Origin of the sequence: Methylobacterium sp. J-068, from assembly GCF_022829445.1 — a bacterium.
Classification (GTDB): Bacteria; Pseudomonadota; Alphaproteobacteria; order Rhizobiales; family Beijerinckiaceae; genus Methylobacterium.
On the sequence record NZ_JAKSXY010000081.1, the window covers coordinates 33,264 to 47,134 of the forward strand.

16 protein-coding genes are annotated in these 13,871 nt (G+C 71.7%); 4 read left to right on the forward strand and 12 right to left on the reverse strand.

Going from position 1 to position 13,871, the window contains the following annotated elements; genetic code table 11:
• Nucleotides 1–19: 19 nt before the first annotated feature.
• The 6 genes from dxs to MKK54_RS12420 all read right to left on the reverse strand — a co-directional run bounded on the left by dxs (nucleotide 20) and on the right by MKK54_RS12420 (nucleotide 5,251).
• Nucleotides 20–1,972 (reverse strand): 1-deoxy-D-xylulose-5-phosphate synthase, encoded by a 1,953-nt coding sequence (dxs, locus tag MKK54_RS12395; RefSeq protein ID WP_244011302.1) that lies wholly within the window; start codon nucleotides 1,970–1,972, stop codon nucleotides 20–22.
• Nucleotides 1,973–2,116: 144 nt separating this feature from the next.
• Entirely contained in the window at nucleotides 2,117–2,404 is a 288-nt protein-coding gene (locus tag MKK54_RS12400; protein ID WP_244011259.1) for an exodeoxyribonuclease VII small subunit, read from the reverse strand.
• A 180-nt stretch (nucleotides 2,405–2,584) separates the two neighbouring features.
• Entirely contained in the window at nucleotides 2,585–3,118 is a 534-nt protein-coding gene (locus tag MKK54_RS12405; RefSeq protein WP_244011261.1) for a tyrosine phosphatase family protein, read from the reverse strand.
• Nucleotides 3,118–3,720 (reverse strand): HD family hydrolase, encoded by a 603-nt coding sequence (locus MKK54_RS12410; RefSeq protein ID WP_244011263.1) that lies wholly within the window; start codon nucleotides 3,718–3,720, stop codon nucleotides 3,118–3,120. The genes MKK54_RS12405 and MKK54_RS12410 overlap by 1 nt, the downstream gene beginning before the upstream one ends.
• Nucleotides 3,717–4,352: a DNA-3-methyladenine glycosylase I gene (locus tag MKK54_RS12415; protein WP_244011266.1), complete on the reverse strand. Its 636-nt coding sequence runs from the start codon at nucleotides 4,350–4,352 to the stop codon at nucleotides 3,717–3,719. Before MKK54_RS12415 ends, MKK54_RS12410 begins: the two co-directional genes overlap by 4 nt.
• A 44-nt stretch (nucleotides 4,353–4,396) precedes the next feature.
• Nucleotides 4,397–5,251 carry a YgfZ/GcvT domain-containing protein gene (locus MKK54_RS12420; RefSeq protein WP_244011268.1) on the reverse strand — a complete coding sequence of 285 codons (855 nt, stop codon included), beginning with the start codon at nucleotides 5,249–5,251 and terminating at the stop codon, nucleotides 4,397–4,399.
• 129 nt (nucleotides 5,252–5,380) lie between these two features.
• Here MKK54_RS12420 and MKK54_RS12425 point away from each other — a divergent pair, with 129 nt between their 5' ends.
• On the forward strand, nucleotides 5,381–6,718 hold the full coding sequence (locus MKK54_RS12425) for a dihydroorotase (RefSeq protein ID WP_244011270.1): 1,338 nt from the start codon (nucleotides 5,381–5,383) through the stop codon (nucleotides 6,716–6,718).
• Between the two features lie 140 nt (nucleotides 6,719–6,858).
• Here the strand turns inward: MKK54_RS12425 and MKK54_RS12430 are convergent, their stop codons facing one another.
• The 6 genes from MKK54_RS12430 to pdxH all read right to left on the reverse strand — a co-directional run bounded on the left by MKK54_RS12430 (nucleotide 6,859) and on the right by pdxH (nucleotide 11,075).
• Nucleotides 6,859–7,113, reverse strand: coding sequence for a hypothetical protein (locus tag MKK54_RS12430; protein ID WP_244011272.1), 255 nt, complete (start codon nucleotides 7,111–7,113; stop codon nucleotides 6,859–6,861).
• Nucleotides 7,114–7,274: 161 nt separating this feature from the next.
• Nucleotides 7,275–7,733, reverse strand: a complete 459-nt coding sequence (locus MKK54_RS12435) for a TIGR02301 family protein (protein WP_244011274.1) — start codon at nucleotides 7,731–7,733, stop codon at nucleotides 7,275–7,277.
• Nucleotides 7,730–8,236, reverse strand: coding sequence for an NUDIX hydrolase (locus MKK54_RS12440; protein ID WP_409564172.1), 507 nt, complete (start codon nucleotides 8,234–8,236; stop codon nucleotides 7,730–7,732). The genes MKK54_RS12435 and MKK54_RS12440 overlap by 4 nt, the downstream gene beginning before the upstream one ends.
• Nucleotides 8,233–9,324 (reverse strand): hypothetical protein, encoded by a 1,092-nt coding sequence (locus MKK54_RS12445; protein ID WP_313898388.1) that lies wholly within the window; start codon nucleotides 9,322–9,324, stop codon nucleotides 8,233–8,235. Before MKK54_RS12445 ends, MKK54_RS12440 begins: the two co-directional genes overlap by 4 nt.
• 94 nt (nucleotides 9,325–9,418) lie before the next feature.
• Entirely contained in the window at nucleotides 9,419–10,141 is a 723-nt protein-coding gene (locus MKK54_RS12450; RefSeq protein WP_244011304.1) for an SDR family NAD(P)-dependent oxidoreductase, read from the reverse strand.
• Between the two features lie 265 nt (nucleotides 10,142–10,406).
• Entirely contained in the window at nucleotides 10,407–11,075 is a 669-nt protein-coding gene (gene pdxH / locus MKK54_RS12455; RefSeq protein WP_279597332.1) for a pyridoxamine 5'-phosphate oxidase, read from the reverse strand.
• Nucleotides 11,076–11,275: 200 nt separating this feature from the next.
• Between pdxH and MKK54_RS12460 the strand changes: the two genes are divergently transcribed.
• From MKK54_RS12460 to fabI, 3 genes are all read left to right on the forward strand, one after another.
• Nucleotides 11,276–11,737, forward strand: coding sequence for an RT0821/Lpp0805 family surface protein (locus tag MKK54_RS12460; protein WP_244011306.1), 462 nt, complete (start codon nucleotides 11,276–11,278; stop codon nucleotides 11,735–11,737).
• Between the two features lie 193 nt (nucleotides 11,738–11,930).
• Nucleotides 11,931–12,854: a DnaJ C-terminal domain-containing protein gene (locus MKK54_RS12465; protein ID WP_244011277.1), complete on the forward strand. Its 924-nt coding sequence runs from the start codon at nucleotides 11,931–11,933 to the stop codon at nucleotides 12,852–12,854.
• A gap of 155 nt (nucleotides 12,855–13,009) precedes the next feature.
• The gene (fabI, locus tag MKK54_RS12470; RefSeq protein WP_238277862.1) at nucleotides 13,010–13,852 is read left to right on the forward strand and encodes an enoyl-ACP reductase FabI; all 843 of its coding nucleotides are present in this window, start codon (nucleotides 13,010–13,012) and stop codon (nucleotides 13,850–13,852) included.
• Nucleotides 13,853–13,871: the final 19 nt, after the last annotated feature.

The window sequence follows — 13,871 nt, forward strand, 5'->3', positions numbered from 1 at the left end:
GGGGACCTCCCGCCCCGCCTTATTTCTGGACGACGCTGACCAGCTTGGCGCTCCGCGCCTTCCGTTCGGGCAGGGTATCCTTGACGGTCTTGACGATGGCGGCGGCGTCGAGTCCGGCCTCGGCGTACATCGCGTCGGGCGCGTTGTGGTCCTGGTAGCTGTCCGGCAGCGTCAGCGTCCGTACCCGCACCCGGCCCGCATCCAGCGCGCCCCGCTCCGAGAGCAGGTGCAGCACGTGTGCGCCGAAGCCGCCCACCGAGCCCTCCTCCAGCGTCACCAGAACCTCGTGCCGGCCTGCCAGATCCAGGATCAGCGCCGCGTCCAGCGGCTTGGCGAAGCGCGCATCCGCCACCGTCACCGAGACGCCCTCCGCCTCCAGCGCGTCCGCCGCCTTCAGGGCCTCCGACAGCCGCGTGCCCAGGCTCAGCAGCGCCACCCGCGCCCCCTCCGGCGCCCGCACGATCCGGCCCTTGCCGATCGGCAGCACCGACCCGCGCTCGGGCAGGTCCACGCCCACGCCCTCGCCGCGCGGGTAGCGCAGCGCGATCGGGCCCGTGTCGTGCGCGTGCGCCGTCGCCACCATGTGCACCAGCTCGGCCTCGTCGGAGGCCGCCATCACCGTCATGTTCGGCAGGCAGCAGAGATAGGCCAGATCGAACGCGCCCGCATGCGTGGCCCCGTCCGCCCCCACCAGCCCGGCCCGGTCCAGGCAGAAGCGCACGGGCAGGTTCTGCAGGGCCACATCGTGCACGACCTGATCGTAGGCCCGCTGCAGGAAGGTCGAGTAGATCGCCACGAACGGCTTGTAGCCCTCGGTGGCCAGGCCGCCCGCGAAGGTCACCGCGTGCTGCTCGGCGATGCCCACGTCGAAGGTCTTGTCCGGGTGCGCCTTGCCGAACAGGTCGATGCCGGTGCCCCCCGGCATCGCGGCCGTGATCGCCACCACCCGGTCGTCGGCGTCCGCCGCCTTGATCAGGCTCTCGCCGAACACCCGGGTGTAGGCCGGCGCGTTCGGCTTGGCCTTGGCCTGGACGCCCGAGAGCACGTCGAACTTGACCACGCCGTGATAGCGGTCGGCGCTGGCTTCGGCCGGGGCGTAGCCCTTGCCCTTCTGGGTCACGACATGCAGCAGGATCGGGCCCTGCTCGTTGTCGCGCACGTTCTTCAGGACCGGCAGCAGGTGGTCGAGGTTGTGCCCGTCGACGGGGCCGACATAGTGGAAGCCCATCTCCTCGAACATGGTGCCCGAGCCCACCACCAGCGAGCGGGCGTATTCCTCGGCCGCGGCCGCGCGCTGGTAGAGCGCCTTCGGCAGGAGCTTGCCCAGTTCCTTGGCGGTCTCGCGCAGGGACTGGTAGGTGCCGCCCGAGGCCAGGCGCGCGAAGTAGGCCGACATGGCGCCCACGGGAGGCGCGATCGACATGTCGTTGTCGTTGAGGATGACGATGAGGCGCGCCTTGAGGGCGCCGGCGTTGTTCATGGCCTCGTAGGCCATGCCGGCCGACATGGAGCCGTCGCCGATCACCGCCACCATGTTGCGGCGCTTCGGGGCGGGGCCCCCTTGCGCCTGCGCGGCGGCCTCGTCGAGGTCGCGCGCGACCGCCATGCCCAAAGCCGCCGAGATCGAGGTGGAGGAATGGGCCGCCCCGAAGGGGTCGTAGACGCTCTCCGAGCGCTTGGTGAAGCCCGACAGGCCGCCGGGCTGGCGCAGCGTCCGGATGCGGTCGCGCCGGCCGGTGAGGATCTTGTGCGGGTAGGCCTGGTGGCCGACGTCCCAGACGATGCGGTCGTCGGGCGTGTCGAAGACGTGGTGGAGCGCCACCGTGAGCTCGACCACGCCGAGCCCCGAGCCGAGATGCCCCCCGGTGACCGAGACGGCGTCGATCATCTCGGTGCGCACCGCGTCCGCCACCGCCTGGAGCTGGCTCTCGGGCAACAGCCGCAGCGCCGCAGGCTCCCCCAGACCGTCCAGGATCGCCGTCGCCTCCGACGAGGTCGGGGAAGGCGCGCTCTGAGAGGTTTCTTGTCGTGACACCGAACCAACCTCACGCCCGGAGGGAAGAGATGCGCGCAATTGCTTGCGGCCAATGAATAAATCAGGACGGGGGCGGGGCCCCTAATCCACGTCGAGCGGCGCCGTACCCGTGGCCTTGCCGTCGGCGCCGAGGGTGATCTTCTGAATCCGCGCCTCGGCCTTCTGAAGCAGGCTTTCGCAATGGCGCTTCAGCGCCTCGCCGCGCTCGTAGATCGCCACGGACTCGTCGAGCGGTACGTCGCCCTTCTCCAGGCGACGCACGATGTCCTCGAGCTGCTCCAAGGCCTTCTCGAACGGCAAGTCCAGGGCCTGATCGCCGGCGCCGGACGTCGACGCCGTCGGCGCAACGGCGGGTCGCGTGACACTCATTCTAAACTACCCCTTGATTCTGCCGGTCTAAGCCGGTCGCCCCGAACCCGGCAAGCCGAACCCGGCCGACGCTCCGCGTTTCGTGGTCCGGGGCGGCCTTTGCGCCACACCTCGATCCGGCCATCCCCGGCGATCCGGGGCATCGATCATGGGCGCCGATCTTCGTTTTCGCACCACGCCTTAAGCGCCTGTCCGGATGTCGGATGTCAACGACAGCCGAAACGGAATCCCCTCGAAAGCGTCGGCGCCGCGCCCGATGGCGGTGATCGCCGCGACCATCCGCCCCTCACGGCCCAGCAGGCGATCGGCGATCGCCACGAAGAGCGCGTTGGGCGTCGCCGAGGGCGAGGCGGCGCGGAGCGCCTGGGCGATCTCGGCCTCGTCGCGGTCCGGTGCCAGGGCGCAGGCGACGATGTAGGCCGCCGCCGTCGAGCGGCTGATTCCGGCGTAGCAATGGATCAGCAGGGGCTGCGCCCGGTCCCAGCCTTGCGCGAAGGCGAGGACCGCCGCCACATGCGCCTCGCCCGGCGTGACGTGCCCCTCCATCGGCGCGACGATGTCGCTGACCTCGACGACGCAGTGCCGCCCCTCCGCGATGCCCTCCGGACGGGCGATCGCCGTGCCGACCTTCATCAGGGTCATGAGGTGGCTGGCGCCCGACGCGTCGAGGGTCTCGGGCAGGCGCGAGAGCGGGCAGATCGCGATATGCGGCATCAGGCGAGATCCGGGCGGGCGAGGGTGTGGAAGCGGGCGAGAAACCGCGCCTGCGCGACGTCGGTGGGCCAGGGCGCGAGCAGTTCGGCGGCCTCGGGCCCGAGATCCTGGCAGGCCCCGAAGATCGCGTCGGCCTCGCCTTCCGAGAACCCCGCGAGGTGCCGCGCCTCGTGATAGGCCGCGATGCCGTCCGCCCGCTTGACCAGGGCGGCCTGCGCCGCATCGGGCTCGGTCAGGCCGAAGCGCTGGCGGATGGCCGCCAGGAGGCGACGCTCGACGGATTTATAGGAATCGCCGATCGCCGCCTTGAAGGGCGAGATGATGTCCCCGATCACGTATTCGGGGGCGTCGTGCAGCAGGAGTTCGAGGCGCCCGGTCCGGTCCAGCCCCGGCGCGAGGGCGCCGCCGATCGCCTCCACCAGCAGGGCGTGCTGGGCCACCGAGAAGACATGCGGCCCCGCCGTCTGCCCGTTCCAGCGGGCGACGCGGGCGAGGCCGTGGGCGATGTCGGCGATCTCGATGTCGCGCGGAGCGGGATCGAGCAGGTCGAGGCGGCGCCCCGACAGCATGCGCTGCCAGGCGCGGGTCCGGTCGCCGCTCATGCCTGGGCTCCGCTGGCTCGTCCCCCGAGGGCGGCGCAGGCGGCGTGGCGGTGGCAGCCAACGAGGTGATCGTTGACGAGGCCCACCGCCTGCATGAAGGCGTGGACGATGGTCGGCCCGCAGAAGCTGAAGCCCTCGGCCTTCAGGGCCTTCGACATCCTCCGCGAGATCCCGGTCTCGGTGGCGATGCCCGCCCGGTCCACGGCCGCGCCCTGGATCGGGGCGCCGTCGACGAAGTCCCATAGGAATCGGCTGAAGCCGGGGCCCCGCGCCTCGATGGCGAGATAGGCCCGGGCACCCGCGATGGTGCCGACGATCTTGGCCCGGTTCCGGATGATGCCGGTATCCTGCATCAGGCGCTCCACGTCCGCGTCCGTGAAGCGCGCGATGGCCTCCGGATCGAAATCCGCGAAGGCGCGGCGAAAACCCTCGCGGCGGCGCAGGATGGTGATCCAGGACAGGCCCGCCTGGAAGCCGTCGAGGATCAGCTTCTCGTAGAGGGCGCGCCCGTCATGCTCGGGCACGCCCCACTCGGTGTCGTGATAGGCGATGTAGACGGGATCCTGCCCGGCCCACCAGCAGCGGGCGAAGCCGTCGGGATGGTGGATCAGGCCGGAGGATTCGGAGGGCATGGCCTGTCTTAACCGGAGAACGGGCCGGGAACAAACACCCGGTGTCACCCGGCCTGCATCGCCTCCGGGAAGGCGAAGGTGGCAAAGCCCGGCTTCTCCACGCCGATCAGGGCATGGCCCGCCCGCAGGGGCTCGCCGGCCGCGAGCGCGTCGGCGAGGCGGTCGAGACGTAAGGTGCCGAGCCCTCGCCGTCCGGCGACGCTGCCCACGGTGCCGAGGCCGCGCTGCCCGGCGGTGATCTCCGCGCCGGTTTCCAGCGCCGCGTCCGAGATCGCCGCCAGGGGCACGATCCGGGTGCGGGCGGTGCCGCGATGCTGCATGCGCGACACCACCTCCTGGCCGACATAGCAGCCCTTGCGAAAATCGACGCCGCCGAGCTGGTCCATCAGGGCCTCGTGCGGGAAGGCGTCGCTATAGGCGAAGTCGCGCCCGCCCTCGGGAATCCCGAGGGCGATGCGATGGGCATGGTAATCGGCCTCGGTCGCGTCCGCCGAAAAGGCGCCGGCGCTGAAATACAGGCGCGCACCGAGACCGGCGAGGCGGCCGTCGCGGTAGCACGCGACCGTGGCGGCGGTCTCGGCCCCGTCCCAGGCGGCGGCGACGCCCAGCGTCGGGTCGAGGGCGATCGTCACCTTGGCGCGCAGGCGGTAGAGGCCGAGGCGCTTGGCGAGGTCGGGCGCGCGCTCGGCCGCCACATCGAGCCGGAATCCGCCCTCGGGGCCGGGGGCGATCAGGAAGTCGAACAGGATCTTGCCCTGGGGCGTCAGGAGCGCGCCGAGGCGGGCCTCGTCGGCCGCAAGGGTCTCGACGTTGCAGGTCACCACGCCCTGCAGGAAGCTCGTCGCGTCCTCGCCCGAGACGGTGAGAACGGCGCGGTCCGGCAGCAGGGCGATGGGCATGGCGGCTCCTTCACTGGCGGCGGCATTGCGTGCCGCCCGAGGCTGACATAAGCCGCCCGCGACCCCGTCTCAATGCGCGCCCCCGTGCGCGGCCCGCTCCGGGAGACGGGAATGGACAGGAGATCCGGAATGGACCAGCCCTTCGACCTCCTCCTCACCGGCGGCACATTGGTGAACCAGGACGGCGCGACCCAAGCCGATCTCGGCATCCGGGCGGGGCGCGTCGCGGCGATCGGCGATCTCTCCCGCGCACAGGCCTCCGAGCGGCGCGACTGCACGGGCCTCCACCTGCTGCCGGGCGTCATCGACAGCCAGGTGCATTTCCGCGAGCCGGGGCTCGACCACAAGGAAGACCTCGAATCCGGCTCGCGCGCGGCCGTGATGGGCGGCGTCACGGCGGTGTTCGAGATGCCGAACACCAACCCGCTCACCACCAGCGCCGAGGCGCTCGCCGACAAGGTCGCCCGCGCGCATCACCGCATGCACTGCGACTTCGCGTTCTGGGTCGGCGGCACCCACGAGAACGCGCATCGGGTTTCGGAATTGGAGCGCCTGCCGGGGGCGGCCGGCATCAAGGTGTTCATCGGCTCCTCCACCGGCTCGCTCCTGGTCGAGGACGATGCCGGCGTCACCGAGATCCTGAAGCGCACGCGCCGGCGCGCGGCCTTCCACGCCGAGGACGAGCCGATGCTGCGGGCGCAGAAGGACCGGCGCGTGCCCGGCGATCCGTCCTCGCACCCGGTCTGGCGCTCGCCGGAAGCCGCGCTCAAGGCGACGCAGCGCCTCGTGCGCATCGCCCGCGCCACGGGCGCGCGCATCCACATCCTGCACATTTCCACCAAGGAGGAGATGGCCTATCTCGCGCAAGCCAAGGACGTGGCGACCTGCGAGGTGACGCCGCACCACCTCACCCTCGACGGCGATGACGCTTACGCCCGCCTCGGCACCCTGGTGCAGATGAACCCGCCGGTGCGGAGCGCCGACCATCGCGACGGCATCTGGCACGGCCTCGCCCAGGGCGTCGCCGACATCCTCGGCTCCGACCACGCGCCGCACCTGCTCGAGGAGAAAGCCAAGCCCTACCCGGATTCGCCCTCCGGCATGACGGGAGTGCAGACTCTTGTGCCGATCATGCTCGACCACGTGGCGGCCGGGCGCCTGTCGCTGGCGCGCTTCGTCGACCTGACCAGCGCCGGCCCCAAGCGCCTGTTCGGCATCGCCCGCAAGGGCCGGCTGGCGGTCGGCTACGATGCCGACGTCACGGTGGTGGACCTCAAGCGCCGCGAGACCATCCGCAACGACTGGATCGCCTCGAAATGCGGCTGGACGCCCTATGACGGCGTCACGGTCACGGGCTGGCCGGTGGGCACCCTGGTGCGGGGCCAGTGCGTGATGTGGGACGGCGCGCTCACCACCCCGTCGCGGGGCGAGGCGGTGGTGTTCGAGGAAGCGCTGCCGCCGGCCTGACGAACACGTCTCCGCGCAGGAATCAACCACACGCATGAAAAAGGGCAAGCCCGGCGAGGCTTGCCCTGTTGATGTCCGCCCTGCTCGTCCCGCCGTCCGGATCGGAGAGGGCCGTCAGCCCCCGACGCGTTCCGAGGACCTCAATGCTGGGGCGCGGTCGTGAAGGCGCCGCCGCGAATGCGATCCGGGAAACCTTCCGCGTAGCGGGCGGTCGCCTCCTCGCCATAGGTCATGACGAGTTCCTGGAAGGCCGCGAACAGGGCGGCCTGGGCCATGCAGTCGCCATCCAGACCATCGAGACAGCCTTCGGCAAAGGCCTCCGAGACGTAGCCCAGCGCGGCGCGCTTGTCGTCGAGATCCGCCTCGAAGGGCGCGGAGACCGTATCCATGTGCATGGGCCACATCATCGTTTGCGCCGGTGGAAGAGCCGGCCAGTCACACGAGGATAGGCCGGGCGGCCGGGTTCGCAAAGCCAGGAATTGCGAAGCGGTTAACGCGGGCGTTCAAATTCTTCGTTTTCGTGCGCCGCGCCGACACTGTGTCCGGCCCGCATCACCTACCCGCCGAACCGGCTCGCCAGGGCATGCGATAGGCGCTCGCCCTCGGTGACGAAGCGGCCGGCGGCCTCGGTCGCGGCGGGGGTACAGACCCGGTAGGTCAGGCTGTAGCCGCGATAGCCGCGGTTGTAGGCCCCGGCGAGGCGGTCGCGCCGGTTCGGGGTGACGCCCTCGGCCTCCATCAGGGCCTTCATCCGCGCCGGCCATTCCGGCGCGTCCGGCGTGGCGCAGAGGTCGCGCAGGAAGGCCAGCGCGCCGATGATCTCGGAGAGCCGCATCAGGTCGCGGTCGTAGGGGGCCGGCGGCGGCTCGGGCGCCGGTGCCGGCTCCTTCTCGGCCGGCTTCGGCGCCGGACGGGCGGTGCCGCCCCGGGATTGCTGGGCCAAGGCCGCATCCGGCAGGGCCGGCAGCGCGGCGAGGCCGACGAGGACCGCGAAGCCGACGCCCCGAACGGTCAAGCCGAAGTCTCCCGGCTCTCGCCCACGCGGGCGAAGGCCGCGCGGACGGTGCCGGCGAGGCCGGGCGTGGTCGGCAGGGTCTCGAGTTCGGCCAGGGTCGCCCAGCGGACGCCCAAGGCCTCCGGGCCGGCTTCCGGTTCGCCTCCGATCCAGAGGGCGGCATGGGGATGGACGACGTAATGGTGTCGCACCCGTCCGGCCTCGTCGCGCAGGATGATCTCGGTGGGTTCGAGCACGCCCACCACCTCGGCCGAGAGGCCGACCTCCTCCCGCAACTCGCGCAGGGCCGCCTCCGCCAGGGGCTCGCCCGCCTCGACGAGGCCGCCGGGCAGCGTCCAGACCCCGCGCATCGGCTCGTTGGCCCGGGCGGCGAGGAGCACGCGGTCGGCGCGCAACACCGCGATGGAGGTGCCGACGAAGGGCCGGGTGGGAAACAGCCGCGACTGCGCGTCGTCCGGCGTGGTGGCGCTCGATTCCGTCGCGCTCGATTCCGTTTCGTTCAAGGCGTCACCACGGCGATGCGGCCATCGGCCAGCCCCACGAGAAGGCGGGTCGCGGGACCCTGTCCGAGGCTGGCGAGCCCGAAGGCGGCGAGTCCCGGAAGCGGCGTGCGCCGCCGCTCGCGAATGTCGTCCTTCAGGGACAGGATGGCGAGCGCGCTGCGGTCCGCGACCGGAAGGGCGAGTTCGGGAGGGCCGTCCTTCGTGAGTTCCACCAGGGCGGCGAGGTCCGCCTCGCCCTCGCCGGGCGAGACGTTGGTGTAGCCCGGCGCCTCCCGGGCGAGCCGCAGGGCACCGTCCTCGAGGGCCCAGAGCTGGAGCAGACCCGCGCCATCGGGCGCCGAGACGGCGGCGACCTGGGGCCGGCCGTCGCGCGAGAAATCCGCGATCGCCGCCGGCTTCAACGGCTGACCGCCGGGGCCGGGCGCCTGCGCCGCGCCCCGCGCCAGGAGCGTCCAGGCCGTCGGGCCGGCCTTCGCATCCGATTTGGGTCCGGCTTTCTCGGGATCGGCCTTGGCCTCCGCCTTTCCGAACAGCGCGAGCGCGGCCCAGCCGTCGGGCGCGACCGTGACCGCGACGATGGCGGGGCCGCCGGCGAACCGGGCGATCCGGGGGCGCCGCAGGGCGAAGGCCGCCTCGGGCGCCGCCGTCAGAACCGTGGTGACGATCGGCACCGGCTTCGGGTCGCCCCCCATCGCCACGGGCTGGCGCTCACGGATGACGAGGCTGGCGGCCTGTTCGGGTCCGCCGGAGAGGGCCGGCACCGCGTCGGCAAGGTGCGCGCTCAGGGGGCCGGACACGGCGCGGCGGGAGCGGGGCAGGGCGCCGCGCGGGGTCTCGGCCGCCGCCAGGCCTTCCACCGCCTCGGCGCCGAGCAGGGTGGTCGCCACCTGCCCTTCGGCGAGGCTGAGGGCCGCACCGCCGCCATCGCCCCAGACCACGACGATCGGCGTGTCCTCGTCGGCCTGCGCCGGGTTGGCGCCACGGGGCCGCGCGAGGGGGAGCAGGCCGGAGGTCGCCACCGCGACCGCGACCTCGCTGCCGGGGCCGCGCATCGCGCGGGCGCGGAAGGGCAGGTCGAGGATGGTCACGCCCGGTTCCGCGCGGCCCGGGGTGGAGAGAACCAGCGGCAGACCCAGGCAAGAACCCAGAATTCCGACGAGAAGCGCGGACCGCGCGACCCGTTCAGACATGCTGGCCGCCGTTGATGTGCAGTTCGGCGCCGTTCACGTAGGACGAGGCTTCGGTGCACAGGAAGTAGATCGCCTTGGCGACCTCGTCCGGCGTGCCGAGACGGCGCTGCGGGATGCCGGCGACGATCTTGTCCGTGCCCGGCGACAGGATCGCGGTATCGATCTCGCCCGGCGAGATCGCGTTCACGCGGACTCCGAGAGGCCCGAAATCACTGGCCATCTCGCGCGTCAGGCCGGCGAGCGCCGCCTTCGAGGTGCCGTAGGCCGCGCCCGCGAAGGGATGGACGCGGGAGCCCGCGATCGACGTGACGTTGACGATGGAGCCCTTGGCCCGGGTGAGTTCCTCGCAGAGGCCGCGCGCCAGGAGGAGGGGGGCGAACACGTTGACCTGGAACACCCGCTGCCAGTCGCTGAACTCGGTGGCGATCGCGCCGAGGCGCTCGCCCTGCGGCCCCTTGGGCGAGATGCCGGCATTGTTGACGAGGGCGTGAAGCAGGCCGCCCTCGGCCGCGAGGCGCCCCGCCACCTCCTCGATGCCGCGCACCGTGTCCTGCGGATCGGCGAGATCGACCTGGAGGTGGTCCTCCGGCCCCATCTCCCAGGGGCAGTTCTCGGGAAACGGGTGGCGCGAACAGGTGATGACCCGCCACCCGGCGGCCGAGAACCGTTTGACGGTGGCGTGGCCGATGCCACGGCTCGCCCCCGTGAGCAGCATGACGCGCCGGCGTTCGTTGGATGAGGCCAAGACCGTTCCTTCAGGATCGGGAGGCGCTCGGCGGGCGCGACCGCCCTGCCGGAAAGAACCCCCACGCCACATTCAGGTCTAAGCGGCGCGGCCCCGAAAATCCAGGGTCATCCCGCGACGCAGCAAGCCGCCGGCAGGCTTCAGGGACAAGCCGCCGGCAGGCTTCGAAGGCAAGCCGCCGGCAGGCTCGAGGACAAGCCGCCGGCAGCCTTCAAGGACAAGCCGCCGGCAGGCCTCACGGATAGAGCCGCGCACCGCGCCACGCCCCGTCCTCGGTCCCGCCCTCCCGCGTAAAGCGGACCCGATCGTGGAGGCGGAACGGCCCGTCCTGCCAGAACTCGATCGAGACCGGCGCGACGCGAAATCCCGTCCAGTTCTCCGGGCGGGGCACCGGCCCCTCGCCGTAGCGCTCCGCGAGGTCGGCCACCGCGCGTTCCAGGGTCGCCCGGTCGGCGAGGGGACGCGATTGCCGGCTCGCATGGGCGCCGAGGCGGCTGTTGCGCGCGCGGCTGGCGAAGTAGGCATCCGCCTCCTCCGGCGTGACGTGGCTCACGGGACCGCGGGCGCGGACCTGCCGGCCCAGGCTCTTCCAGTGCAGCACCAGGGCGGCCTGGGGGTTCTCGCGCAACTCGTCGCCCTTGGCGGATTCGAGATTCGTGTAGAACACGAAGCCGCGCGCATCGACGCCCTTCAGCAGCACGACGCGCACGTCGGGCAGGCCGTCGGCGCCGGCGGTCGCCAGGGCCATGGCGTTGGGATCATTGGGTTCCGAGGCCTCGGCCTCCGCCATCCAGGCCTCGAACAGCGCCCAGGGGTCGGCAGCGCGGGTGAAGTCGCCGCCGGGTCCGGGAACCTCCCGGCCCGAGGTGGGGGTGGCGGGCTCATCGATCCTTAACCGTTCCAAGGCGTAATCCTGCGGTGAGATCCGGGTCGGGGGGCACCGACGTGGGACACGAGCGTTATCGGCCCAACACGTCGTTGAGATCAGGTGTAATGCGTCGGCGTCAGTGTAGAGCCCAAGCTGTTTCGGACAATGGCATTTTGGACAATCCCGTCCGGCGGAACCGCATCGAACGCGGCATCGGGGCGCGTCGCCTCGGCGTCATGGCGGGTCTGGCCGCGCTGCTGGGCCTGAGCGGCTGCGGCCTGCCGATCATCACCTTCCAGGGCGAGGAGACGGCGACGGCCGGCACGGGAACGGCCGCGCAGGCGAAGGCGGCGTCGCCGGACGAGCCGACCAGCACCGGCAGCATCGACAGGCGCCCTCTGGGCTTCGGCCACGATCTCGGGGCCGAGGATTGGCGGCGCGCCAGCGCGGCGCTGGCCGTCGCCCTCGATCCGCAGGGCAACGGCCGCCCGGTGAAGTGGGACAACCCGGAGACCACCCTGCGCGGCTCGATCAATCCGACCGGCCTGCCTTACGTCTCCAACGACCTGGTCTGCCGCGACTTTCTCGCCTCAGTGATCGCCCCGGCGGGCAGCCGCTTCGTGCGCGGCACCGGCTGCAAGCCGTCCGGCGGCGAGTGGACCCTGACCCGGGTCCGGACCGCGCGATCCTCCGTCTAGGAACTCTCCCGAGGCTCGGCGCGGCGGCGTCCCCGGATCGCCTTTGGGTTCCGCGCGTTGACGGCGCGCCAAACACAGCGGATTCTGACGTGCGACCGTTGCAAAGAAGCAACAGGCGGTCCACATGACAGACGAATCCGAACGAGCAGGGCAGGCGCCCGGCTCCAGGCGGCACCGAGAATCCTGAAGACCGATGCGAAATCCCTACGACGTGCTGGGTGTCTCCAAGAGCGCCAGCGAAGCCGACATCAAGAAGGCCTACCGCAAGCTCGCCAAGGCCTACCATCCCGACCGCAATCAGGATGACGCCAAGGCCAAGGACCGCTTCGCCGAAGCCAACAGCGCCTACGAGATCCTGGGCGATGCGGGCAAGCGCGCGCAGTTCGATCGCGGCGAGATCGACGGCGACGGCAAGCCGCGCGCCACGGGCTTCGAGGGCTTCGGCGGGTTCGGCGGCGGCCGGGGCGGCGGCGGGAGCTTCGACTTCGAGAGCGCCGCGCGCGGGCGCGGGCCCGCCGGGGGCGGGGGCATCGGCGAGGACATCTTCTCGCACCTGTTCGGCGATGCGTTCCGGACGGCCAGTCCCGGCGCCCAGCGTGGCCCGGTGAAGGGCGAGGACGTGTCGGCCGAACTCAGCGTGACCCTGGAACAGGTCAGCGCCGAGGAGAAGCTGCGCCTCTCGCTGCCGGGCGGGCGCGACGTCGACGTCATGGTGCCCAGGGGCGTGGTGGACGGCCAGACCATCCGCCTGCGCGGCCTCGGCAACCCGGCCGGCCCGCGCGGCACCCCGGGCGACGCCCTGCTGACCATCCGCATCCTGCCCCATCCCCGCTTCACCGTGGACGGCGCGGACCTGCGTGCCTCCGTGGAGGTGCCGCTGGAGGATGCGGTCCTCGGCGGCCCGATCCGGGTACCGACGCTGACCGGGGCGGTGGAGATGAAGATTCCGGCGATGACGGGGTCCGGGCGCACCTTCCGCCTCCGCGGCAAGGGCCTGCCGAAGAAGGACGGCAGCCGGGGCGACCTGTTCGCCACCACCGCCGTCACCCTGCCGAGCGCCGAGGATCCGGCCCTGACCGAGTTCGCCAGGGCCCGGCGCGCGGCCCGGGCGGGCTGAGCCGGCTCACCGGCGGGGGCACGGGCGGGGCCGCGCGCGGGAAACCCGCACTTCCGTCCCCGGCGCGCCTCCGCTAAGGATGCCCGGCGCGCCCTCGTCCACCCGTCGCTCGACGGGCCGGTGACGGCGCGCCACGGCTCTCGCTCAGGTGGCACATGGCGGACACGCACCCGGTTCACGATCACGTCGGCGGCCTCCTCGCCGGCAAGCGCGGCCTGGTGCTCGGTGTCGCCAACAATCGCTCGATCGCCTGGGGCATCGCGAAGTCCGCGGCCGCCCACGGCGCCAAGCTCGCCTTCACCTACCAGGGCGACGCCCTGAAGAAGCGGGTCGAGCCGCTGGCGCGGGAACTCGACGCCCACGTGGTCGGCCATTGCGACGTCACCGACCCGGCGTCGATCGACGCGGTTTTCGCCGCCGCCGCCGAAGTGTTTCCGGAGGGCATCGACTTCGTCGTCCACTGCATCGCCTTCTCGGACAAGGACGAGCTGACCGGCCGCTACGTCGAGACCTCGGAGGCCAACTTCACGAAGTCGCTCCTGATCTCGTGCTACTCGTTCACGGCGGTGGCCCAGCGGGCCGAGAAGCTGATGCCGAACGGCGGCTCGCTCCTGACGCTGACCTATTACGGCGCCGAGAAGTGGATGCCGCACTACAACGTCATGGGCGTCGCCAAGGCCGCGCTCGAGGCCTCCGTGCGCTACCTCGCGGCCGATCTCGGCCCCTCGAAGATCCGCGTCAACGCGATCTCGGCCGGCCCCATCAAGACGCTCGCCGCCTCCGGCATCGGCGATTTCCGCTACATCCTGAAGTGGAACGAGTACAACGCCCCCCTGCGGCGCACCGTGACCATCGACGAGGTCGGCGAGACCGCCACCTACCTCGTCTCGGACATGAGCAAGGGCATGACCGGCGAGATCCTGCACGTGGATGCCGGCTACCACGTGGTCGGCATGAAGAACCCGGAAGCCCCGGACCTCAGCCTCGACAAGGACTGAGGACTGGTGGTTACACCGG

Excerpts from the sequence above, each read along its gene's own strand:
- MKK54_RS12400 (WP_244011259.1), bottom strand. The coding sequence starts at position 2,404 with ATGAGTGTCACGCGACCCGCCGTTGCGCCGACGGCGTCGACGTCCGGC.
- MKK54_RS12405 (WP_244011261.1), bottom strand. The coding sequence starts at position 3,118 with ATGCCGCATATCGCGATCTGCCCGCTCTCGCGCCTGCCCGAGACCCTC.
- MKK54_RS12410 (WP_244011263.1), bottom strand. The coding sequence starts at position 3,720 with ATGAGCGGCGACCGGACCCGCGCCTGGCAGCGCATGCTGTCGGGGCGC.
- MKK54_RS12415 (WP_244011266.1), bottom strand. The coding sequence starts at position 4,352 with ATGCCCTCCGAATCCTCCGGCCTGATCCACCATCCCGACGGCTTCGCC.
- MKK54_RS12420 (WP_244011268.1), bottom strand. The coding sequence starts at position 5,251 with ATGCCCATCGCCCTGCTGCCGGACCGCGCCGTTCTCACCGTCTCGGGC.
- MKK54_RS12425 (WP_244011270.1), top strand. The coding sequence starts at position 5,381 with ATGGACCAGCCCTTCGACCTCCTCCTCACCGGCGGCACATTGGTGAAC.
- MKK54_RS12430 (WP_244011272.1), bottom strand. The coding sequence starts at position 7,113 with ATGCACATGGATACGGTCTCCGCGCCCTTCGAGGCGGATCTCGACGAC.
- MKK54_RS12450 (WP_244011304.1), bottom strand. The coding sequence starts at position 10,141 with ATGCTGCTCACGGGGGCGAGCCGTGGCATCGGCCACGCCACCGTCAAA.
- MKK54_RS12460 (WP_244011306.1), top strand. The coding sequence starts at position 11,276 with ATGGCGGGTCTGGCCGCGCTGCTGGGCCTGAGCGGCTGCGGCCTGCCG.
- MKK54_RS12465 (WP_244011277.1), top strand. The coding sequence starts at position 11,931 with ATGCGAAATCCCTACGACGTGCTGGGTGTCTCCAAGAGCGCCAGCGAA.
- fabI (WP_238277862.1), top strand. The coding sequence starts at position 13,010 with ATGGCGGACACGCACCCGGTTCACGATCACGTCGGCGGCCTCCTCGCC.